Below are 23,357 nucleotides of genomic sequence, written 5' to 3' on the forward strand. Positions count from 1 at the left end.
TCATTTTTTTGGAAAGTCCTTTTGTGGAAACAGTAGAAGACCGTAGAGATTTTTAAAATTTTTACCAAATATTTTCTTTTTTAGGTTCAAATTTGAGTATTTATACTGTTTGTATATGCATTATAAGTGAATACGTTTAAAAACGTATATTCATTTTTCTTTATTTTTTAAAAGTTGTCAATTAAAAGGCATAGAGGAATTATTCACTATTCTCATACAGCCGCATAGTTAAATCATTTTGAGACAAGAAAAATTAATAACATATGATTTGGACTGCACAAAACAAAATTGGTCTTTAGGGTCGAGCCTAAAGTATTTTATTAAGTTAATAATAAACAATAATTGAATGTTGAATATAATAAATAATTATGAAGGGATAAATGAAAAAAATATTTTTTGCATACGAAGGCGGGCATTCTGAAATATCCGATACAATTAAGCGAGCTATTATTGAGTTTAATAGTCATCAAAAAACTTTCCGTGCATTGCGGTGGGAAGAGATGGATATAATTGGCAAAGTATTGAATAAATCAATTTTTAAAGAAATTGAAGAATCGGAATGGTTTGCTTGCGATCTATCCTATATTAATCATAATGTTATGTTTGAATTAGGATATGCAGTTGGAAAAAAAAAGAAAATCCTAATATTTCTAAATTTAGGGATTGTTGATGCAAAGGAGAATTATTCTAATTCAAAACTACTGAGGAATATTGGATACCTAGGGTATACAACGCATAAGCATATACAGACTGAACTACAGACGAAGTCACATGAAAAATCCATTCTTTTGAATGAGATGGTGAATTTGAAAACATTAGATAAGGATTCAAAGGATGTTCTTTATATTTCACCTCAAACTGAAACTCAGGCTTCTCTTGAGCTAACCGAATTATTACAAAGTAAAAATTATAGTGTTGTATTTGATGATAGCTCTGAAGTTGAATATCAAACCGTTAGTTGGTATATTAATTCGTTAAATTCATGTAAGACAACGATAATTCATTTGTTAGGCCACGATCGGGTCGGAAGTCATAATAATAATTCAGAAGCATCTTTTTATGCAGGAATCGCAGCGGGACTAGGGAAAAAAGTTCTTATATTAGCTCCAAGCCCATTTAAGGCCCCTATTGATTACGAAGACATTTTACTCGAATATGAAAATACTACCGAATGCGCTGTCAAAACTGATGATTGGTTGAGAGAAACATTACATAATGTTCCAAGCCCGAATATAGTTAATAAGAATGATGATCAGATTGAGGAAACTTTATTGCGATTGGGTATTGGAGCAGAAGTTGCAGAGAGTGAGAAAGATGACCTTCTTAATTATTTTATAGAATCAGAAGCATATCGAAAAGCACAAACTCAAGAGATTTCAATTTTTGTAGGCAGAAAAGGAACTGGAAAAACCGCTCTTTTTATTAGACTTGAAAAAGATTTTGATTCAAAAATAGAAAATTATAATATAGTATTAAAACCAGAATCAGACGAATTATTAGAAGATGTAGAAATTGTTTCATTGTTTAGTAATGAAAGGGTAAAACGCACTTATTACTTTGCGATATGGAAATTTATATTCTATAATAAATTACTAGTTTCCGTTGTTAGTAAAATAAGTGGCAAAACTAAAAGAGGAGAATATGAAATCTCTCCGTTAGAAAGGGAGTTGCTTGAGATTTTTGAAAAAAATAGAAATTTTACGTCTTTGAATTTCTTCGGAGCACTGAGAGAATTAGACAGGGGAAATGAATCCCTATCACTTGTCGGTGATCCAAAAGTTATCGAACGTTTGTTTAATGGCCTTTTATCCAATTTGATGGCATTGATTCACGCATATTTTAGAAAAAATAAATATGCGAAGATCAATATTTTGGCGGATAATTTAGATAAAACATGGGATTCGAGAAATGATTTAAATTTACAAGGGGAAATGATCCTAAGCCTAATTGAGTATAGTGCGAAATTAATTAATGAACTTAGTGACAAGGCTCAATCCAGGATATCAGGGGCTACTGTAATTTTATTAAGGAAAGATATATTTGAATACATTTTAAAACTTTCGCGCGAGCCGGACAAATTAGTCGGAAGGCATTATGAAATAAATTGGACGAGCCATTCGAAATTATTAAGAAAGGTCGTAGAAAAAAGATTTCAATATAAGCTTAACTTAGAATCCTCCGCTCAGGTTGAGAAGGTTTGGAAAGATTATTTTGATTTTTCTAATAAAGAAGATCCTTTTAATTATATAAAAAAATATGTAATTCCAAGGCCACGAGATATAATCTACTTTATTATAAAGTTATTTGAATCGGCTATAAATAATGATTCGACTAAGGTAACGGATAACGATATCGATTATGCTATCGATGCATATTCGAATTTTTTGAATAATAATTTGATAGCCGAGTTAAAAGCGGAGTTTCCGAATATTGGAGATATAATGGCCGAAGTAAGGAAGCAATATTATAATTATTATATTGATTATTACAAGTTCTTGTCTTTGTTGGAAGAAATGGGTATGGATCGAATGAAAATTAGTGCCTTGATGCAATCACTTTTTACGAAGCAATATTTATTAGGATTTAATGAAACAAAATCCGGAGAAATTATTGATACGTATGCTGAGCTGTCCCTTTACCTTAAAAAAAGAAAATTATTTATCTTTAAGTATAGAATTAGCTTAGTTCTTAATCCGAATGTGTCATTTTTGAGAAGCGGTTCGATGAGATTTTGAAAAAAATATTTTTATTATTTACTGCGCAAAATTGCCTTAATCGTGCTGTAAAATTAAAATATTGTATATTTAAATATACAATATTTAAGTTAGGCGATATCGGTTTAGGTTTTTCTTTAAAATGAATATGTAAACTCCTTTTTTAACATTAATAATTGTTTTGTTGGGATGGCTTTTAAATGAATTCTATCAATATTTAAAGAGAAAAATTGAATATAGTCAAGAATTAAGAACACTCTTATTTCATTTATTACTGATCCCTATAAAAATGAGTACCCGTAAATAAGAAATAAAAAAAGATGGTAATGTGAGAAATGACAAAAACCAAAAGAGACTCAAGGATTTAGAGAAAAGAAGACAGAAGGGAATTGCTCTCTTGAAGAAAGGCTACACGTGCTACGGAGTAGCCAAAGAGCTTGGAGTCAGTAAGCAATCGGTAATGCGTTGGCGTGAAAGATATGAAAAGGAAGGAATCGAAGGAGTAAAATGGAATGGTCGACGAGGTCGACCGACCAAATTGACCATTTCAGAGAAGAAAGAATTAAAAAGAATCATCTTGAAAGGTCCGATCAGTAACGGTTATCCGAATGAACTTTGGTCAACGTATCGTGTATCAGAAATCATACGAAAAGAATTCGGAGTAACGTATCATCAAGATTACGTAGGAATTCTCTTACATCAATTAGGATTTTCGTATCAAAAACCTAAAAGAAGGGGCTTAGAAAGAAATGAATCCTCCATTAAAACTTGGAAAACGGAAACTTAGCCAGATATAAAAAAAGCAGAGAATGAAGGGTTTACTACTCGGACGCAGAAAATGATACTCGAAAATAAGCGGTCGGTTTTGCAAAAGTACAACGGTTCTCAAAAATTAAGTCAAATTGGGAAATCTCGACTTTTTAGAAGAAGATTCCAATTTTCGAAATAGTTTATCATAGTATTTTATTCATGCGTCCGAGTAGTAAGGTCATATTTTTAGATGAAAGCGGAATCAGCCAGAATCCATATACGATAAAAACTTGGAGCTTAATCGGAAAGACACCGATCCTTCGTCACAAGATGTCTTGGAAAAAGTTATCAGTAATCGGTGCTATTTCTAAAAAAGATTTTCACTTCCAGATCATAACAGGCTCTGTTAAAAGCCAGGACCTTATTTATTTTTTACTGATCTCTACATAAAGGAGTACCGCCAATTTTAACACAAATCCCCGTTTAGGCGCGGAATTTTGGACACTCCATTATGTAGGGATGAGTAAAGATGCTTTTAAAGGAAAATCGCAAAAAGATTTTAATAGTTTGGGATAATCTATCTGCTCATAAAAGCAAAGCAATGAATGAATTTTTAAAAGCAAATGAGAAAAGGCTTCGAGTAGAATTTTTGCCTCCTTATGCTCCGGAGTTAAATCCGCAAGAATATATCTGGTGTCGTTGGAAGAAAAACTATATGGCTAATTTTTGTCCGGAGAATCTTAGCCAATTGATTCAAAGAACTAAATCTACTTTAGGAATATTGAAATCAAATACAATCAGTTTCGATAGTTATTGGAGACAAGCTGGTATTTAGGTCCTCATTTTTATAGGGATCGGTACTGATCTCTACATAAAGGAGTACCGTCAATTTTAGCACAAATCCCCGTTTAGATGTAGAATTTTGGACACTCTATTATGTAGGGATGAGTAATGAAAAATGAATCATGAATTTCTTACGACCCTGCTCACGTTAAGTAAGTTTTGAGGCAGACTTGTCGAAATCGTATCCTCTTGACCTACAACAAGAACCAGTAGTATGAAAAAGCAACGATCACGGAAAGATAGCCGATTATATAAATCCGAAGTCTGTGTTTGTATACGAATTGAAATAGTATCGTATCATAGACAAGATTGGAATTCGGAAAAATTTCCTGGCTATTTTCGGAATCGTCCGAAAGCCCGCTTTTCCACGAGGCTATCACTTTTGTAAAATCCTTTCCGAATGAACTTTTAGGAATGGAATTTACAAAATGGAGTGTTTTCGCTTTCTCCTGACAACGATCGCAATCCCTAATATGGTTCCTAAGAAAGATCGGAATCCCCTTGCCGGAATATAAATTTTCCTTAATGTATTCCTCTTCAAAACATACTTCGGTATTCATAGACTCCATCGTTTACGGATCTCCTTTATATTTTCTTTGAGCGTTTTTTGGTTTTATTTTGTATCGGAACACTTTTATGATCTTCCAAAAGATAAGGCACCGCGATTTTAAAAAATGCGGGAAATAAAAGTATCGTAAGAACGGTCGAGATGGACAATCCCGCGACTACCGTTACGGCAAGGGGTCTCCACAATTGACTTCCTTCTCCGGAATCCAAGACGGACGGAAGTAGACCTAGAACCGTGGTTATGGTAGTGATCAGGATCGGACGAATCCGCTCTCTGATTCCCTCGGCCAATAATTCGTCGATTTCGTAATATTGATTCGATTTTAATTTTTCTAAAAAAGTTTCCACAATTAATATCGAATTGTTCACCGTAATTCCGGCCAACATAACGAAACCGATATATACGGATATATTTAAGGACATACGAAACGCGAATAAAGTTAAAATCACCCCCGCCGCAGAGAACGGTATGGTAAGTATAATTAGAAACGGAAGCAAAAAGGACTCGAATAAAGACGATAAAATACAAACGATTATGATGAAGGCCAAGATGATTAAATTGATCATCTCGACTTTACTCTCTTTCAGTTTTTTGTAGTTTCCGGTCATTTCGTAGTGATAGTTTTCCGGGAAAGAAATTTTCTTTAGAGCGGTTTCAATTTCGATAACGGCGGAACCGGTATCGATGTCGCCTAACTTAGCGGTGAGTCCGTAAGTTCTTCGTTTGTTTTTTCTATAGATCCTGGATTCCGCTTTTTCCTTTTTGATCGAACTGAGTTCGATCAAGGGTGTTTTCGAGATTTTTTCCGATTTAGAGGAGGGAATTGCGACTCCAAAAACCGACTCGGGACCTTCTCTGTCTTCCTCGGAAAATCGGACTCGAATGTCGATCTCCTTATCTTTATCGTAAAACTTAGTGGGAATAGAGCCCGTATATGCAGTTTTCATAAAGTTAGCGATTTGGTTGGGCAACAATCCGGATTGTGAGGCTTTCACCTTATCGATCGAAAAAGTAATTTGATCTTTTCCTTCCTTAAAACGAAGGGCGACCTGCTGAATTCCGGGTATCCCTCCTATTTCTTTTGCGGATTCTCTAGCTAACTCCTTGATCGTTTCAGCTTCGTCTCCTATAATTTCAATATCGATTTCCTTGGATCCCTCTCCCGCGCCGGATTCGGTATAAAATACGAATGCGTTCTTTAACTCGTCCGTTTCCTTTTTTAATTCGGTGATAACGTCGTTGGCCGATTTACCTTCCCGGAAAGAAGCGGGTTTTAACTTTATCATCAGATCCGAATGCCATTTTTCAACTTTGGAGGATACTTTTTCCACGTTCGGATTCTTTTCGATCACCCTTTCCACGCTCTTTGTGATCACGTCGGTTGCATCGAGGTGAGTTCCCGTTTCTACTTCCAACGAAGCGCTGATCTCGTTGGAATCGGTCGGATCGATGTATTCCTGTTTTAAAAAATAAGAAAGACAAAGACAAACTACGATGATAGCCGTGGAATAGAGCGCGGTTTTATTGTAATGTTTGAGTAGAAACCGCAAAGTTTCCGTTAAATCAAATCGATAAAGCTCGTATGGATCCGACGATTCGGGATTTAATTTCGTTTGACGACGCCGCAAAATTTTATTCCGGAGCCAAGGTAGAATCTTATGATACATTTCGATTTCAATATAAGATTTCATTTTCGAAATATACGTAAGAACATACTGCGGTGGAACGAGGGTTTGAAATCGACTCTCTTTCGTTAAAATAAACTTGGCAAGAGTGGGCAGAAAAGTCAGGGATACGATTAAAGAGGTGACCAAAGACGCTGAAACGGTAATCGCCAGGCCTCCGTAGAGATCCCGTAGCTCCCGGGAACTGAAAAAGATCGGAAAAAAAACGGCAATGCTGGTCAAAACGGACGCGAACAATTCCTTCGATAATCCGGAAGAGGCTTTTAAAATTCCGTCTTCTACGAATCCGTTTTCGTGATGAACAAAAAAGATACGATCAATAACCACCACCGAACAATCTACGAGCATTCCTACGCCCAAAGCCAATCCGCAAAGGGAGATAACGTTGATTCCTACGTTGAAAAAATACATCAATCCGAACGTTGAAATAATGGAAAGCGGAATCGATACGGATACGAGAATCGTAGCGTAGAAGTTCCGTAAAAAAAGAAACAAAACGACGACTGCGATTATACCTCCCTGGATTGCGGAATCCGCAACTTTTGCGATGGCCGTTTTAATCGTCTGAGATTGATCGTAGTTGATACTTTGTTGAATCCCTTCTATATGAATCGAGGAAAGCTCCCTTCTAAGTTCTTCACATAACGCCAGTGAATTTGCGTCGCCCGCTTTTTGGACATAAACGGATACGACTTCTTTACCTGCGTCTCTTGCTATATCTTCCTTTTCTCTGAACCCGTCCTTCACATTCGATATATCCGATAAGTAAACGATTTGTTCCGACTTACCGACCGTAATCGGTATTTTTCCGATCTCCTTAATTTGAATCAACTTCCCGATCACCCGTATATTGATGTAGTTGTCTCCGATCAATAAATTTCCGGCGGGAACGTCTACGTTCGCGGTTCTGATCTTGGATAAAACTTCTTCCAATCCGACCCCTGTCTGTAATAACTTACCCTTGTCTATATCAATGTTTATCTCTCTTTGAAATCCGCCTCCGACGTGAATTTCACTAACTCCGTCGATTCTTTCGAATTTCTTTTTATATTTGTTTTCGCCGAATTCTCTCAATTCCTTCAATTTGTATCTTTCGGATTCGAGTTTTACGATAAAGATCGGTTTGTTGGTAGGATCGTATCTGAGAATGGCGGGCTCTTCCACTTCTCTGGGAAAATTACCTCGTATGAGATCGATTTTAGAACGTACTTCGAGGGAACGATATGAGACTTTGGTGCCGGGTTTGAATATGACGTTGATCCTCGATTCCCCTTCTTCGGAAGAGGATAGTATATCCTCGATCCCGCCTACTCCGGAAATTTGTTCTTCTATCGGTTTCGTAATGATTTCTTCGATTTTACTGGGTGAAATTCCGGGATATCGAGTCAGTATAGTGATAGCCGGAGAACTCGTAGGAGGCATTAACGAAATAGGAAGTCTTGGAATGGAAATGAATCCGAAAATTCCGACCGCCACAAACAACATAAACGTTGTTATATGTCTTCTGTATAATAGACCGATTAAAGAATCCATTTACAGCGTGTCCCAAAACTCCAGTTTACTTTATCAGAAAAATCAAGCTGCAAGGTTCTTACGTCTATTTCTGTTTTACGATCGAAAAATAAGCCGCGGGTATGATGACTACGGTAAAAACGGTGGAAGCCGTTAAACCGCCTAACACCGCTAAGGCCATCGGTTCTTGAGGAGATTCTCCGCCGATTGCAAGCGCCGCCGGCAAAAGTCCTAAAACCGTAGTCAACGTAGTATTAAGGATCGTGTCGATTCTTCGGTAGATCGTACCGTATACCGCTTCTTCAACGTTTTTACTTTTATCGGCCACGGTGAAAAACTCTATTAGAATAATCGCATTATTGACCACCAATCCGCTTAACATAACCATTCCCATACCTGAAACTATATTCAATGAGTTGCCCGAGAATATTAAAAACATCAGGGAACCGGATCCCACCATCACGATGGATACCATCACGACTAACGGTAAAATTAAATTTTCGAACTGAGACGCTAAGGTCATGTAGACCAAAATTAATGCGAAAAGACCGGCCCAAGCCAGAGCTTCGAAGGATTTGTTCGTTTCTTTCGCAATTTCGCCCGGAAGAACGGAGACGTCCTTGTCTTTTTCAAAACGTGTAATGATCTCCGAAATTTTTCGTTCTATGATTTCGGCCGATTCCTTAGGAACGGCGGATACGATCGCGATTCTTTTTCCTTCTAACCGCATAATTTTACGTAAGGTTTTTGTTTGTGATACTTCCGCTATCGCATCCAAGAAAATGTTTTTTCCGCTCGGTAAACGAACCGGAATTTCGCGTAACGAATCGAATCCAAATCTATCCGCAGATCGAAATCGAACCAATACGTCGTATTCAAAATCGTTTTCCCTAAATCTTGTGGCGATATCTCCTTTGATGGACGTTTTCAGCGTGGTCGCTATATCCTCCACGCTTAGGCCGAAGTAAGCCATCTTTTCTCGGTCCAATTCCACTTTTAATTGAGGCGTTTCTTCCCGAGCCGATGAGGAAACGGAAATCGTTTCGTTCGTGGAGACCAATTCGTTTTCGACTTCGTTCGCGATTTTACGGATGAGATTTAAGTCTTGTCCCGAAATTTCCACCGAGATCCCTCCTCCGCCGGAACCGAAAATGCCGCCTAACACGCTACCGGCGATTCGAGTCCCGATTTTAGAACGATAATTTTTTTCTATCTCGGATAGCTCCCTAGAAAATCCGATTAAAAATTTCTCGGCTTTGTTTTTATCCGTAAGTTTGACGAAGATCGAAGCTCGATTCAGACCGAAATCCCCTTTCGGATTCAATATGATATCCTTTTCCTCGTATCCGATTCTTGAAAAGGCGGTTTCAACGGTTTTATCTTGAGTGAGTTTTTTAGTGATCGTATCCACGACTTTTTTTGTATAATTCAGATTGGATCCTTCCGGCGAAACGATATCGATGTAGAATTCTCCCTGATCGATCTCGGTCAGCATTTCTTTCGGAATCACGATGAAAAACAAACCCGCAACAAGTACGGAGCCTAAACCAACGTAAACGGCAAAAGTTTTCCTTCGGATGAAAAAGATCGCCATAGACGCGAAAGAGTTCCTGATTGTGGAAAGGATTTTTTCTCTGCGAATTTCGATCGCCTGCGGAAACGTTCCTATCCCCTTTGAAAAGAAATCGTATTGCGTTAAAACGGGCACAAGCGTAGCCGAGGTAAAAAGCGAGGAGATGAGCGAAAACGAAATTGTTAATGCGAACTCTCCGAAAATTTCGGCGGCGATACCTTCGACGAATAGGATCGGCAGGAATACTACGACGCTCGTGATCGTTGATCCCAGGATAGAACCGAATACCTCTTTTGTTCCCTCGATACTCGCTTGAATCGGATCCGAGATCGTTTTCTTTTTAGAAGCTACAGATTCTAAAACGACCGTAGCGGAATCGACGACCATTCCGACTCCGATAGCCAATCCGCCTAACGACATCGTATTTATCGTAAGACCGAACCCGAACATCATCAAAAAAGTCGCCATAACCGAAATGGGCACGGCGCTGATGACGACGATCGGTTCTCGGATATTTCCTAAAAAAAAGCTCAGTACACAATAACAAATGATCACCGCAAGGATTCCCGCCCAGGCAACGGAAGCGATGGAGTCTTCGATCAATATCGATTGATCCGATATGATTTGAAAGTGGATCTTGTCCCCGAATTTTTCGTTCAGCTCTACGATTAAATTTCTCAAGTCGGACGCGACCGACACCGTATTTTTTCCGGATTCTTTTTTTAGAACCATAGAAATACATTCCTCGTCCATTAAGCCGCTTATGCTGGTTCTTTCTTTGAAAGTATCCTTTACGTCGCCTACGGTTCCGAGATAAATGGGAACTCCGGCCTTTGTAACCCCAACTACCGTATCCTCAATGGATGTGACCGAAGGGAAAAGCCCGTCGGTCCGAACTAATATTTCCTTATCTCCTTCCCTTACGTTACCTGCGGGAAATCCGAAATTGCTGGAATCGATTTGATTGACCAAATCTTGAATTCGTATATTATGAGCTTCTAATCTTCCCTTGTCTACGTTAACCTGGATTTGTCTTTCAAATCCTCCGGATAACGAGATGGCGGCCACGCCGTCCACGCGCTCGAAATATGGAATTACGTTCTTACGTAAAAATAATCGAACGTCTTTCAAATCGATACCGTTTGTTTTGACCGCGATCTGCATGATGGGCGCGCTGTTCGGATCAAAACGAATTACGATGGATTTTTTTACGTCCTGAGGCAGTGAACCTTTGACCAAATCCAGTTTCTCTCTGACTTGAATCAACGCCTGATCGATTTCCGTTCCCCATCGAAATCTCACCGTTACGATGGATATTCCCTCGATCGATTCGGATAAAATTCTGTCGACGCCTCCTACGGAGGAAAGGATTTCCTCGATGGGTTTGGTCACTAGGGATTCGATTTCCGCCGGAGCCACGTTGCTGTAAACCGTAACGATCGTGAGAGACGGAAAGCTCACGTCCGGAAGGAGTTCCATCTTTAATTTTGTCAGCCCTACGTATCCGAACAGAACGAATAAGAAAAAGACGACTAACGTAGTCACCTTTCTTCTTAGGAAAAATTCAATCACGGATAAAATCTCATTTTGAAGTCAACTTTAAGGGGAGACGGAGAATCTGACGGAATAATCCTGTTCCAGATAATTTCCGTACAAATCCTTAGCCCCGTCGGGTCCGCCTTTTACCGTAAAAATGTAAGAGTTCGGAGATTCCGTAAGTCCGAAAATGGAAGTCTTATAGATGTTAGGCGCCGCTCCTAACTGAGGTAGAAGCAGATAAGGATTTCCCGAATTGGGACCGAAGTCGAAACTCACTGAAAATTGTAGGGAGGATAATACCATATTCAAATCGGTTTCGGAACAAGTATTCGACCTAAAATCGTCCCTGCAAAAAGCAACGTAAAACGCTTTAGCGCCCCCAGCGGAATAATTATATGCAGGACCCACTCCGCCGTCGTGCTGAAGCGAATTGATTACGCCGTCTAACAATCGATTTGCGAGAGAATGCGCGTTACTCAGATAGATGTTCTGTACAAAAAGATACTTACTTCTAGGACCGTTCACTTGAGCATTATAAGTGAACGTTTTGTTTAGGCTGTTTCCTTGAGCGTCTTTGACAGAATTCGTCACCTGTATCTGGTATATTTGATCGATCGATAAATTCGAATTCGGATGTATGATAAATCCGGTATTGGCTCCTCCCGAATTTTCAATGATGGTAAAAGTTACCGAAGGGCTAAATGTGATTCCGTTCAATAAGCTGGAAGGTAATACGGGTTCCGAAAAATCGATCATAAAATCGTCGGTCTTTTCGAAACCTCCGATGATCGCGAATTCATTCAATACGAAGTTTCCGGTATTCGTAGTGGATCTAATGTTCGTAAGAGTGGGTTGTACGAAATCGGAACCGACGGTAAATCCGATTCGATAGGTCTGCAAAAGCGGATTCCCGATACTGTCTTTGATGGTATTGGGGATCGTGACGTTATAAGTGGTGCCGAAAGTCAAAGGTTGAATCGGTATAAATTCAAACGTAGTTCTATCCGGAGATATGATAGTGGCGGGAAGGTTGAAGGTTACGGAAGGATTTGCGGTAATTTCGGTAAGGACCAGATTTACGTTCATCGGTTTGGAAAATCTGAGAAGTAAGTGCGCGTCCGAAGTAACTCCGATGGCTCCGTTCGAAGGAGAACTACCGACTAACGTAGGTTCGATCGTGTCCGCGTTATAATTGAATTTCAGTATAAAATCTTGTTCTAAGTTTTTGCCTTGTTTATCTTCCGCCTGGGATTTGGAAACGGTTAGAGTATAAATTCCTGGATCCGTAAGAGATACGGTGGGTTGAAAATGCAGAGTTGAACCGATCCAGGAATAACTTCCCGCAATGGTATTTTGTGAACTTTTCAGCGAAAGGGCGGATTCTGTAAACGTCTGATTCATCTCTTTGGAAAAGGAGATGGAAAGAGCCGCTCTTGGATCGGCAATCGTTTGGTCGTTCAACGGCCAGCTTCCGATCACTCTCGGAGATTCTCCGTCTGAAAATATGGATAAACCCGGAATTAAACTCAAAGGTCCTTTTCCATTGTCTATTAACTGACTACATCCGGTAAAAAAAGATAGGACCCAAATTGCGGATATCCAGTATGAAATTTTAACGAACGTGGAAGAAGTATCTTTCGTATCCTTTGATTTTTTACAACTCATGTTTAGCTTGTGTGTTTTCATTGTCTTTCAAAGAGAAATATAATATCGTTTGTGAGATAATTATCGTTGATATCCCTGACTCCCCCGGGACCGCCTTTCAATTTGAATTTGTATTGGGTTCCGGTCGGAACGTTTTTGATGCCGAATTCGAATGATCCCGCGACGGAACAGGACGGACCACAATTGTAATTTTTATAATAGATGTTCGGAGACCCCACTCCCGGCCCGCCCGAAAAATACGAAACGGAAACCTGGTTGTATATATCGTTGTCTCCCAAACTTTGAAGCGGCACGTTACCTGCCGTTGCGAAATTCAGTCTAAATATGTAATCTTCCAAGGCGCATGCGGTAGATATTACCGATATCTTATATACTGTGGAAAGGTTCGCGGGAATTACGGGAGCGTTCGCATTCCCATCCGCAGTCGGCGCACACAACGCAGTGACGGAAAAGTTGTTAATTCCGGTCACCGTTACCGGAAGACTGTCGGTTACGTTATCCACTTTGAAATCCACAATATAGGAATTTTCCAGCGGCATATTACCGGTATCCGTAGCGGTCGAGTTGATTGCCAGTCTGTAAGTCGCTCCTTGGGTCAGTTTATCGGCCGGGGTAAATTGAAGCAAACTTTGCGATATCCAAGTAAATTGGCCCGTTATGGGAGGAGTAAATTGAATGGCATTTTGAGTTTTCGATTGATCCATCGATTTCGAAAAAGTGATCGTCAAAAAGCTATTTTTTGAAACTCCGTTGATCAACGGATTGGTGGAGGGAACGGGTTGTAAGACCGGCCAAGGTGTACTTGGAACACTCATCCCGATATCTTGAATATAAGGATTTAAGGATGCGATTCCGGTATAAAATAAAATGGAGTAGTCTTTTTCTAAAACGTTTCCGGAAGCGTTCTCGGCTGATTTTAATATTTTGAGAGTATATGTGGTGGAAGGGTCCAGGCTTTTGGTCAGCGATAGAGTGAGACGAGTCGAGTCGGCATTCCACTCTTTTACGTAAATCGCGGGACCGCCGGTAACCGAAACGGCATCCGCCGTTTTGATTCGATCCATCGGTTCGGAAAATTGTACGTAAGGATTGGAATTCACACCGAAACCGTATACGATCTGGTTGGCTACCGGAGGATTCGATTCCGTAATAAACGGCTGGGGTCCGAATCCGGTCGTATAAAAAACGGAAAGAAAATTTTCAGCTAAAAAATTTCCTCGCAAGTCCTTAACGACGTTACGGTTGAGTCTGATTTCATATCTTCTGCCGGCGGTAAAATGCGACTTAGGAACGATTTTGAGAAGTATATCGGAGGTCCAAATATATCGAACCGAGCTGTCTCCGGAAACGGCCGCAATTGTAATTCCGGTTTCGACCGAATTTTTATCCATCGGTTGAGAAAAAAGAACGGACACTTCTTCGTTAACGGAAACGTTTTTAGCTTCGGAGATCGGAGCAATCATAAGGACGGTCGGCGTCGTAAACTCTCCGCTATTTGCAAGACCGAGATATTTTAGTTTGTCGCTCAATTGATTGATATCCGCATTGCAACAAAAGCATAAGAATATTAAAGAATACTGAATTATCTTTTTCATTCCGCTTTTTCGAGAAGTAGTCCTTTTTCCAAAGCCGCCTTTTCGTGTAAACCCGCAACGTCGTACAGTTTGCCCAGATCTCTATGGATTTTATCGAAACCGATTTTGATCATTTTAGCGCGGTTGTACTCGATCAAGGCCTCCTTCAACATTCCTTCTTTTTCATATATTTTCGCCAAATAATAGTGTGCGTCGAAAAAAGTTTCTTCCGTTTCCAGTATGTATTCGAGTTCCTGCTTTGCTTCCTTTGTCTTGCCTTCCTGCAACATGTGGATCCTTGCTATCCAAAATCGAATCGTCGAGTTTCCCGGGAAACGAGTTAATCCTTTTTGAAATACTTCCTCCGACTCCTCCATTTTTCCCAAGAAAAAGAGACTCTTACCTAACATAATTTGAGCCGGTAAAAATTCCTTATCCTCCGAAACGACTTGTCGAAAGAATTCGGCGGCCTTCTCTAAATTTCGGGAAGTGTATTCCTTTTTACCTTTTTGAAAAGTTTCCAATTTGGATTGTTCGTCCTTGCCGCACGCGTTTAAAGTGACGATCAGAGAGATGGAAACTATAAGGAATAAAATCGAGTTTTGATACGCTTGTTTTTTAAGTTTCATAATCGATTTGATTTTCAGATCGTCGGCGATTCTTTCGGAGTTATTTTTCATACAAGTCTTTCGTAAATACTTCTTTTTGAACGATGCGAACCTTGTTGTTCTGTCTCATCTTTCCTAATATGATTTTCTTTTTTTCTTGGGACAGGGCTAACCTTTCTCGGATCTTAATTAGAATGGCGGCGTTTTTGAGTTTCTTTTTGAGTTCCGCCGGATTTTTTTCTTTCAGAAGTTGCTTATTTTGAGCGTAGTATCGTTCGATCAATTCGTCGGAAACCTCCACTTCATTCGAGTTTTCGGCAACTTCGAATTCTCCGGACTCTTTGGATAAATAATAAGAAATGACCGCTTTGCGAATGAAAGGCCATAGATACTTTTGAGCTTCGGCTGAATTGAGATCGATTTTAGCGATCGCTTCGTTTAAAACGATAGTCTCTTCAATGTATCTTTGAAGTTCGGCTTCTATTTCCGGGGGCGTAACGGGTTCAAATTTTCCCGCTATATGTTTTCTTTCGAAAAAAAATTCTTTCCTGAAATTTTTCGCGGAGAATTCGGATTCGTTTAAATAAAACAGCGCCGGAGTTCCCTTTCTTTCACCGTTCCACGCCGACGCGAATTTTTCCAAATCGATCGAACCTTTACAGGATAGTAGGATGGAACAAGATAATAAAACGATCTTTTTCATTTTCAAATACCCAATTCTTTGATTTTTAAATATGCGTCTTTAATTTGCTGGCCAAATTGAGGAGGAGCTTCCTGGATGAAGATCTCGTAATTTTTTTTCGCTTCCGCTTTTCGATTCAATCGAGCATTAACAATACCTAAATTAAAATAGATCTCGGGCATAGTCGCAGGAATTGCGGCTGCCTTTTCGTAATAACGCAAGGCTTCCGTATCCTTTTGCAGATTTTGATAAGCGACGCCTAAATTAAAATAACCCCTTTGAAAGTTCGGATCAATTTCAACCGATTTAGAAAAATAGACTATTGCTTGTTCAAATCGATTTCGTGGAATCATCGTTACACCTACGTTGTTCGCGTAATTCGGATCCTTAGGATTCAAACGATGCGCTTCTTTGAAATGTTTTTCCGCTTTTTCAAGATCATTCAATTGTAAAGCGCTGATTCCGAGTGTGTTTTGTTTTTCTGCGTCATTCAATAGTTCTTTCTCCTTCCGCTTGGAACAATCGTTTAGAATCAGTATGGAAAATAAAAAAAAACATAAAAAGGTCGCATAACTTTTATTTTTCACTTTTTCATGCCCTTCCTCTAAATAAGACAGATAGCAGATTCAATGGAAAAAATGTCAATCTTTTCAATTTTAATGTAATATTTTATTCTTATTGATTTCTATTTCTTGCATTTTAACGCCATATGTGAAGTATTGGTTTTTTTTAGATCACTGATTGTGGATTTTTCCATTCGAAAGTATAGGTATCTCTTAAAAAAACTATGTTAAATGATCATTTTCAAATTTTGCTCAGAACCTTTACGGCTTTTTGTTTTCTTTGTTTTGGAACATGTAGGCCTTCTTTGCGCTATTATCATGATATAACGTATAATGTATCGTTTTCTGAAATGGACAAAACCGCTTTGAAGGGCGGAAACCGCATCAGTATCGTTCGTTTCCTTTCCAAATCTTCCAATCAAGCGGATATAATTTCTTCCGTCTTTTCCGATAATTTGTTATTTTTTCTCCACACAAACGGTATTAAGGGAACGATTTCAAATCCTTCCGCTAAAATAGAAGAACCGCAACCGAACTCTAATGTTTCCATTGTTACGGCCACACAAAAAATGAATTCCGCGTATCTTTTGAATTCGGAACAGGTAAAAGAAATTTGTTCCGAAACGAATTCGGATTATGTTATCACCGGATTTGTTCATGAAACGAAAGCGGGAAATTTTTTAAATCCCGATCAGAGCTCGGGTATTATGGCGTATCTGTATAATAAAAACGGATCCCAAGTGGTTCAAATGCAGTATATAGGGAACGAATCGTTGGAATTATACGATAACAGTTCGGAAGTTGCCAGAGTTTTTGCTAATAAGATCGCGGAATTATTGCGAAGCAAATGACTGCGGATCGTATATCTTATTTGAATTTTTGTGTGTGACCCCGTGTCCTCCTTCTTGTCTATAAAATCGTTTCGATGGATTCCGATTTTTGTGTGTTTTGGAATATTCCATTATATGAATATTTTAGAGGCAAAGGAAAGGATTATTCTAGATATCGGTTCCGCGGAAAAACTAGGTATCGAGAATAGTCCCGAAATTCGTTTAATCAGCTCCCAGCAACAAATCAAACGATTGTTGTTGAATGAAAATTGGAGGGCTTACTTTCCTACCGCAACGGTTCGCTGGGATCGCTCCCACAATATAATATCGAATACGGACGATAGCAGAAATCAACGTTTGAGTTTGAACGTAGATCAGGTGGTATTTGACGGAGGGAGACGTTCTCTCGCTTTAGATGCCGCAATGAGTGATTTAGCGTTGGCAAAATACGATCTTCGTCTCGCCCTGAACGAACTTAGATTTAAAATCAGATCTAAATTTTATGAAGTTCTGAGTCGAAAGTCGGCAATCGAAGTCTACGAACGATCCATCAATCGCCAAAAACAACAATTGGAATTAGGAAAGAAGGAGCTGGAACTTGGAGAAAGTACCGTAATCAGAATTCTGGAAGTCGAAAATCGTCTGAATGAAATCAAAATGCAGCATGAAAACGCCCGGATGGAATACAATAATCTCCTTGAGGATTTTAAAATTCTACTACGTCTTCAAGCGAACAGCGAATTGGAATTAAAGGGGGATCTCTTAAATTCCGTAAAATACAACTTTATCCAGTTCGAAGAAATAAACCTAATTTCCTTGGCAAGAAAATATAGAGTGGACTTTGATCGGGCTAAGGCAAAGGAATTACAGACGGAGTCTCAGCATCGTTATGCGAAATCTTTTTACATTCCCACCGTTTCCTTAGGCGGCTTTTACGGCTATTCGGGAGCGGATTATCCGCCCAGGCAACCGGAATGGGGTTTAAATTTTCGAATTTCCATGTTGATGGGTCCGAACCAAATTACCGATTCCTCGAACTTCGTTTCACGTAGGGACGATACGGATCGTTCCCTTTCCTCCTCCACTACTGTTTCGATTTACGATCAATTGAGTTATAAAAAGCAAATAGTTTCAACGGGAGTGGACGCGTATCAGGCTAAAATTGCCAATAAACAATTGGGGGATATTATCGAAACCGAGATCAGAAAGTCTCTCAGGGGATTGAATATCAGTTGGCAAGCCATGAAACAAGCAGATGAAAATATTATAATATTCGAAAAAAGACTCAATATACAGGAGCTACAGGTGAAACTCGGGGAAGCTACTCGGCCTCAATTGGCGGAAACGGAAATTCGTTTTTTAGAGGCGAAAAACGCCCAAATCGGGGCCAGGTTGAAATATTTGAACGCGATCGCTCAGATGGAGCTATCCACCGGCTTAAATTTAGACGATTTACACTTATTTGAACTACAATAAGAGGATATAAAATATGAAAGATAAAAATCGTTTCACAAAACCGGAATCAAGTCGAGTAAAACGATTTGTAAATAACGGCTTACAGAGTCTTGTTCGTTATGCTTGATCCCATGAAATTAAGATTATATTCTTATTATAGGATTTTTCGAAAGTGCGTCTGGATTGTAATATTACTATTTCTTTTTACCGATTGTAAAAAAAGCGAGAAAAAGGAAGAAGTATTACCTCTCGAAGATCGGATCAAACTCGCCAAAATCGATTTGAGCGAATCGAGTTCCGGTCTTAAAGTTTTAGGTTCCGTTTCTTTTTTCAAGAAGGCGGAGGTTACTTCCAAAATTTTAGGGAGAATTCAACAATATTTCAAAGAAGAGGGAGATCCCGTTCTTACCGGAGACGTTCTTGCAAAAATGGAAACGTTGAATTTAGAAATTCAATTATCCAAGGATCAATCCGGTGTGGAAGTACAAACACGTCAAAGGGATCTTGCGTCCGCCAAACTTTTTATCGCCAAACAAAGGGTGGATCGAGAAATGGCGAACATCGAAAAGGCGGAGGCGGACGTAAAGGACTCCAGGGAAATTCGGAATAATCTTTTGCGTAGCGCGGAAAACAAAAAGAAGCTGAACGAAGCCGGAGCCGTTTCCGAAACGGAATTAAAATCCGTGGAAACATCTTTGAACTCCGCCGAAATTTCCCTTTTTAAAGCCGAAAAAAATCTCGCCAGTCTTAGAATGGGTTATAGACCGGAAGATTTAGATAAAGCGAATATTCAGATTCCGAAAACCAAGACAGGATTAAAGGACGCTTATATAAAATTGAATACTATGATTGAGAGCGCCGAATTGGACATGGCCGAAGCAAACCTCAAATCGACGCTTAAAAACATGGAATCCACGCAACTCCTATTAAAGGAATCGAATATTAAAAGTCCGTTATCAGGAACCGTCGCTTCCAGAATTAAGGAACAGGGAGAAGCCGTCAAAGAGGGGGAGGCTTTGTATATCATCGTCGACACTTCTAAAGTGATCTTGAAGTTTAACGTCGGTGAATCGGAGCTATGGAAACTGAAAAAAGATCAGAAAGTGAATTTTATCGTTGATGCTTATCCGGGTCAAAACTTTGAAGGAAGGGTTTATATCATCAGTCCGATCGTCGATCCGCAGAGCAGAACGGTGGAAGTGAAGGTTCTCACTCAAAATGAAAAAAAACTCTTAAAGCCGGGTATGTTCACACGGGGTTACATCCTTCAAGAGGACGCCCGAAAAAAAACCTTTTTGATTCCGCTCAAAGCTCTCATTAAAAATAAGGAAGGCAAGAATGGAACCGTCTTTGTTGCAAACGATGAAAATCGATTGTTTGGTGTCGAAGTGGAAATCGTTAAAGAGGAAGGAGATTTTGCGGAAGTATTAGGAAATCTTGAATTAGGACGATATATTGCGGTTTCCGATTTGAATGAACTCAAGGAAGGTCAAAAAGTTAAAGTTCCAAAGGAACAAACTTCCGGTTCGATCGAAGAGAAATCTCATTGACAAGTGATGAGTATGCTGAATACGCTCGTCCCGGAAATGCTTCCCACTCCGTTTGGGATCGTGCAGATTTTCGCATTTGGCTGCGTTAACACTGTAACCGAATAGGAGTCTCCGTTTTTATAGGCTTTTGCAAATCGAAATACGCCGTTTAGATTGATCGTCAGTAAATCGGAATTGTTGTTTTGAATGATGACGCTACTGGATAAAGCTAGGCCAGTGATGGTTCCCCCGACATAATAGGAATCGTTGTTTGGGTTTTGATTTTGTCCGTTCTCTGCGGCGGTAACGATGGAAAGTAATCTCGATTTAAAATCTTTTTCCCTCTGATCCTCATGGTTCGTTTTTCCGCATCCTAAAACCGATAGATAGATTAACAGATAAAAAGTTTTTAAAAAGAGGTTCATTCTTCCATCATGATGTGTTTGGGTGAGAATTCTTTCGAACATTTTTTGAAACTCGTTTGGAAATACTTACTAGGGGTCAGAAGTCAGGTTTTAGGAATCAGTGGATAGGTTTTAGAAGTCAGTGTAGCGTGTAAAGCCCTAGAAAAAACACCCCGCGGCACAAAATTTTCTTGATTTGTGAAGTATATTTTTTCATATATCACCACAAGGCGAATCGGTTCAATTACGTATTAAAAATTTTAGGGTATTACTTTCAAGTTTAGCGCTTGTATTAATGATTCCTTTTATTTTCTTTTTTGTTTCCAAACCAAACGAAATAACCGCTTCCCGTACGTTTTCTGCGGAGTTTCGCGTCATTGGCGCTACTTTCGAATTTGAAAGAAACGTTTCCTCGATTTTTTTAGATGAAGTTTCCGTTCGGAATTTCCAAGGACTGAGTCGGAACAACGGATCTGGTTTTGTGAATGGGAGAGTTCCCACAAGACGAAATGTTAAGCGAATTGGATAATGCAACCATTTGTTTCGATTCATTCTTAACGTTATTTTAACAAAATGTGAAAATATAAATTTCGATCGAACGTTATGCAGATTGCTTCCCGCAATCCATATTAGAGTTGTTGAAAAATTAATTCTCCATTTGTTTCCGTTTTATGGAAACGGTCAATTGAAGCAGTTTTGTTAATCGCCACTATGGAATTTTTCAACAGCTCTAATGTCGTTGATTATCTTTCAAATATATAAAAAATTCAAGATCATTATTACGTAGAGATCGGTAAGATAAATTTGGTCTAAAAAGATTAAAAATAATTTTTAAAATAGAAATTTCTATTTTTACTGGAATGTAAAATTTTCCGATTTCTAAAAATAAGACAATCCATATTCAATTTAAATTAACTACGTACAATTTCATAAAAAATAACGTTATGCATCGATATTTATACTTCGTTTTAAAGATATTCATTTTAATTTCTTTTTTACAACAATGTGAACAAGATAAAGAGGGATTTAAAGATCCGTTTAAAGATTTATCTGAGGAAGATATTATGCGCCTTGTTCAGTTTTATAATATTGTCACTCCGAAATGTGGCGCAGATGTGGCAATTGCAAAAAAGATTGCATCCTCTTCTTTCGATAACGTTGAGGTCGTTTATTCATATTCGGGAGATAAGCCGGTTACAATTTGTGGTATGGATGAAGGATCTGCGGAAATTACGATTCAGAAGAGTGGTAGATATAAAGTAGGTTCGGTGAAGAGTGGTTATTATAAACTTCAATGTGGAACTTTGACTCTTACTTATGAAAGCTATCTTTCCGTTTTTTTAAATCGTTCTAATTTAAATCCAGTTTATGGAAGTGATGAGACTGGATCTTTTAATATCTTTGATGCAAATGCTGGAGATAAATTTAAAATTAGGCTCGTTCAGGAATCCAAAGGGGTTTATTGTGAAAATTCACGCGGTGGGATTGCGGGAACGCAGATCGAGAATTCCGCGGCGACAGGAATTTTACAAAAATTTTAATTTCAACTTGTGTTGAAATGGACGATTGAAGCAGTTTCGTTAATCCCCAAGGTTTGATTTTGCCCATTTCGCAAAATCTTTTTCTAATTTTTTACCGTCTGAAATTTTATTCATATTTGTTCAAATAAACAACCTATTATCATAGACAATTTGCGAATCCGAAGGACTTGGCGCGAGCTTGTTTTGCAAGCGAAGCGACAAAACAAATGTGCCGGAGACCAAACGAGGATCGCAGAAGCGCCTCAAGAAGTCGCGTTAGGCGCCTGTAAGCTGGCGCTGCAACGACAAGATTAAGCCGGAGACGGAGTCGCTTTTTTACTGTTTTGATCTTTATAAAAATCCTTATATGATCTCATACTTTTAAGAACTTTTGTCAATTTATGCTGTTCTTCCCGAATATCATAATCATTTTGAAGACCAATCCAAAAGTGCGGATTTAATTCAAAAAACTTCCCAAGTTTTATTGAGATACTGGCGGTAATGTTTCTTTTTCCATGAATAATATCTGAAATCTTCGACTCAGGAATGCCTGTTTCTTTGGATAATCTATAGCCAGAAATACCCATTGGCTCTAAGAATTCTTCCTGTAGAATCTCACCGGGATGAACATTTAATAGTTTTTTACTTACCATTTCTTTCTCCTAATGATAATCAGTTATTTCAACGTTGAAAGCATGATTGCTTACAAAATTAAAGCAAATTCGCCATTGTGAATTAATCGAAATAGAATATTGCCCTTCTCTGTCTCCAGATAGTTTATGAAGTCGATTCCCGGGCGGAACTCGGAGTTCTGTTACATCTACAATGTTATTGATCATACCAAGCTTCATTTGCGCTTTCTTCTGAATATCGGGTGAATATTTTTTTGAAAAACGACCTTCCCAAATTTCCTGAGTCTCTTTATCCTTAAAAGACCTAATCACTAATTGATGCTTATCATATTGATTAGTATTGTCAATGATTTTTTCAGCAAAAAATCAATAAAATCTCAACTCGCTAATCCCGGATACGAATGTCTGGAAATGAACGAAGCGGGAAGTTGCTGTTAGGCGACGTTCGGGTAAGTTAATTCAGATTTACTTCTTGGTAATGGAAGTTTAGAAATATAAAATCCTGAAACACGATTTGTCGTTTCAATGGTTCACTGAACTTCGTAACTGACGGCTCGATTCTTCTCTCAGCTGTTGTAATTTTGGTTTTTTGTTCATTTTCCCTTTTTTCACTCGAAAAAAAGGTCAACGTATTTCAGGTAAAGCAAGTTCTCTCTACTTTAATTTTTTAAAAAAACACCCCGCGGCACAAAATTTTCTTGATTTGTGAAG

The 23,357-nt window shown here is 38.8% G+C and carries 16 protein-coding genes and 3 pseudogenes; 8 read left to right on the forward strand and 11 right to left on the reverse strand.

The window, feature by feature from the left end; translation table 11 throughout:
• The first annotated feature begins 380 nt into the window (after positions 1–380).
• The 3 genes and pseudogenes from LEP1GSC062_RS16020 to LEP1GSC062_RS20565 all read left to right on the forward strand — a co-directional run.
• Positions 381–2,735 carry a P-loop ATPase, Sll1717 family gene (locus tag LEP1GSC062_RS16020; protein ID WP_020984785.1) on the forward strand — a complete coding sequence of 785 codons (2,355 nt, stop codon included), beginning with the start codon at positions 381–383 and terminating at the stop codon, positions 2,733–2,735.
• A 307-nt stretch (positions 2,736–3,042) separates the two neighbouring features.
• Positions 3,043–3,498: pseudogene (locus LEP1GSC062_RS16025) on the forward strand (IS630 family transposase); the annotation flags it as partial.
• Positions 3,499–3,704: 206 nt separating this feature from the next.
• Positions 3,705–4,299: pseudogene (locus tag LEP1GSC062_RS20565) on the forward strand (transposase); the annotation flags it as partial.
• A gap of 202 nt (positions 4,300–4,501) precedes the next feature.
• Here the strand turns inward: LEP1GSC062_RS20565 and LEP1GSC062_RS16040 are convergent.
• The 8 genes from LEP1GSC062_RS16040 to LEP1GSC062_RS25020 form a co-directional block, all read right to left on the reverse strand.
• Positions 4,502–4,867, reverse strand: coding sequence for a hypothetical protein (locus tag LEP1GSC062_RS16040; protein WP_010576526.1), 366 nt, complete (start codon positions 4,865–4,867; stop codon positions 4,502–4,504).
• A gap of 25 nt (positions 4,868–4,892) precedes the next feature.
• Positions 4,893–8,093 carry an efflux RND transporter permease subunit gene (locus LEP1GSC062_RS16045; protein ID WP_020984816.1) on the reverse strand — a complete coding sequence of 1,067 codons (3,201 nt, stop codon included), beginning with the start codon at positions 8,091–8,093 and terminating at the stop codon, positions 4,893–4,895.
• Between the two features lie 64 nt (positions 8,094–8,157).
• Positions 8,158–11,217: an efflux RND transporter permease subunit gene (locus LEP1GSC062_RS16050; protein ID WP_039942369.1), complete on the reverse strand. Its 3,060-nt coding sequence runs from the start codon at positions 11,215–11,217 to the stop codon at positions 8,158–8,160.
• 27 nt (positions 11,218–11,244) lie between these two features.
• On the reverse strand, positions 11,245–12,849 hold the full coding sequence (locus LEP1GSC062_RS16055) for an Ig-like domain-containing domain (RefSeq protein ID WP_010576531.1): 1,605 nt from the start codon (positions 12,847–12,849) through the stop codon (positions 11,245–11,247).
• 17 nt (positions 12,850–12,866) lie between these two features.
• Complete coding sequence (locus LEP1GSC062_RS16060) at positions 12,867–14,444, reverse strand: Ig-like domain-containing domain (RefSeq protein ID WP_010576532.1); 1,578 nt, start codon at positions 14,442–14,444, stop codon at positions 12,867–12,869.
• A complete protein-coding gene (locus LEP1GSC062_RS16065; RefSeq protein ID WP_020984782.1) occupies positions 14,441–15,103 on the reverse strand; it encodes a tetratricopeptide repeat protein in 663 nt (220 codons plus the stop codon). The genes LEP1GSC062_RS16060 and LEP1GSC062_RS16065 overlap by 4 nt, the downstream gene beginning before the upstream one ends.
• On the reverse strand, positions 15,093–15,740 hold the full coding sequence (locus LEP1GSC062_RS25015; RefSeq protein ID WP_020984797.1) for a hypothetical protein: 648 nt from the start codon (positions 15,738–15,740) through the stop codon (positions 15,093–15,095). The genes LEP1GSC062_RS16065 and LEP1GSC062_RS25015 overlap by 11 nt, the downstream gene beginning before the upstream one ends.
• The gene (locus LEP1GSC062_RS25020) at positions 15,737–16,300 is read right to left on the reverse strand and encodes a tetratricopeptide repeat protein (RefSeq protein WP_020984781.1); all 564 of its coding nucleotides are present in this window, start codon (positions 16,298–16,300) and stop codon (positions 15,737–15,739) included. The genes LEP1GSC062_RS25015 and LEP1GSC062_RS25020 overlap by 4 nt, the downstream gene beginning before the upstream one ends.
• Before the next feature lie 200 nt (positions 16,301–16,500).
• Between LEP1GSC062_RS25020 and LEP1GSC062_RS16080 the strand changes: the two genes are divergently transcribed.
• The 3 genes from LEP1GSC062_RS16080 (at position 16,501) to LEP1GSC062_RS16090 (ending at position 20,111) form a co-directional block, all read left to right on the forward strand.
• The gene (locus LEP1GSC062_RS16080) at positions 16,501–17,127 is read left to right on the forward strand and encodes a lipoprotein (RefSeq protein WP_010576537.1); all 627 of its coding nucleotides are present in this window, start codon (positions 16,501–16,503) and stop codon (positions 17,125–17,127) included.
• Between the two features lie 42 nt (positions 17,128–17,169).
• Positions 17,170–18,582 (forward strand): TolC family protein, encoded by a 1,413-nt coding sequence (locus LEP1GSC062_RS16085; protein ID WP_039942374.1) that lies wholly within the window; start codon positions 17,170–17,172, stop codon positions 18,580–18,582.
• Positions 18,583–18,680: 98 nt separating this feature from the next.
• Entirely contained in the window at positions 18,681–20,111 is a 1,431-nt protein-coding gene (locus LEP1GSC062_RS16090; RefSeq protein WP_020984809.1) for an efflux RND transporter periplasmic adaptor subunit, read from the forward strand.
• Here the strand turns inward: LEP1GSC062_RS16090 and LEP1GSC062_RS16095 are convergent.
• A complete protein-coding gene (locus tag LEP1GSC062_RS16095; RefSeq protein ID WP_039942395.1) occupies positions 20,105–20,515 on the reverse strand; it encodes a hypothetical protein in 411 nt (136 codons plus the stop codon). The genes LEP1GSC062_RS16090 and LEP1GSC062_RS16095 overlap by 7 nt on opposite strands.
• Before the next feature lie 274 nt (positions 20,516–20,789).
• Between LEP1GSC062_RS16095 and LEP1GSC062_RS25025 the strand changes: the two are divergent.
• Both LEP1GSC062_RS25025 and LEP1GSC062_RS16105 read left to right on the forward strand, forming a co-directional pair.
• Positions 20,790–21,002 (forward strand): annotated as a pseudogene (locus tag LEP1GSC062_RS25025) (hypothetical protein); the annotation flags it as partial.
• Positions 21,003–21,438: 436 nt separating this feature from the next.
• Entirely contained in the window at positions 21,439–22,035 is a 597-nt protein-coding gene (locus LEP1GSC062_RS16105) for a hypothetical protein (RefSeq protein WP_010576063.1), read from the forward strand.
• Between the two features lie 290 nt (positions 22,036–22,325).
• Here the strand turns inward: LEP1GSC062_RS16105 and LEP1GSC062_RS16110 are convergent, their stop codons facing one another.
• Entirely contained in the window at positions 22,326–22,667 is a 342-nt protein-coding gene (locus tag LEP1GSC062_RS16110; RefSeq protein WP_010576062.1) for a HigA family addiction module antitoxin, read from the reverse strand.
• 9 nt (positions 22,668–22,676) lie between these two features.
• Positions 22,677–22,958: a type II toxin-antitoxin system RelE/ParE family toxin gene (locus LEP1GSC062_RS16115; RefSeq protein ID WP_010576061.1), complete on the reverse strand. Its 282-nt coding sequence runs from the start codon at positions 22,956–22,958 to the stop codon at positions 22,677–22,679.
• Positions 22,959–23,357: the final 399 nt, after the last annotated feature.

Source organism: Leptospira alexanderi serovar Manhao 3 str. L 60 (genome assembly GCF_000243815.2).
GTDB lineage: Bacteria > Spirochaetota > Leptospiria > Leptospirales > Leptospiraceae > Leptospira > Leptospira alexanderi.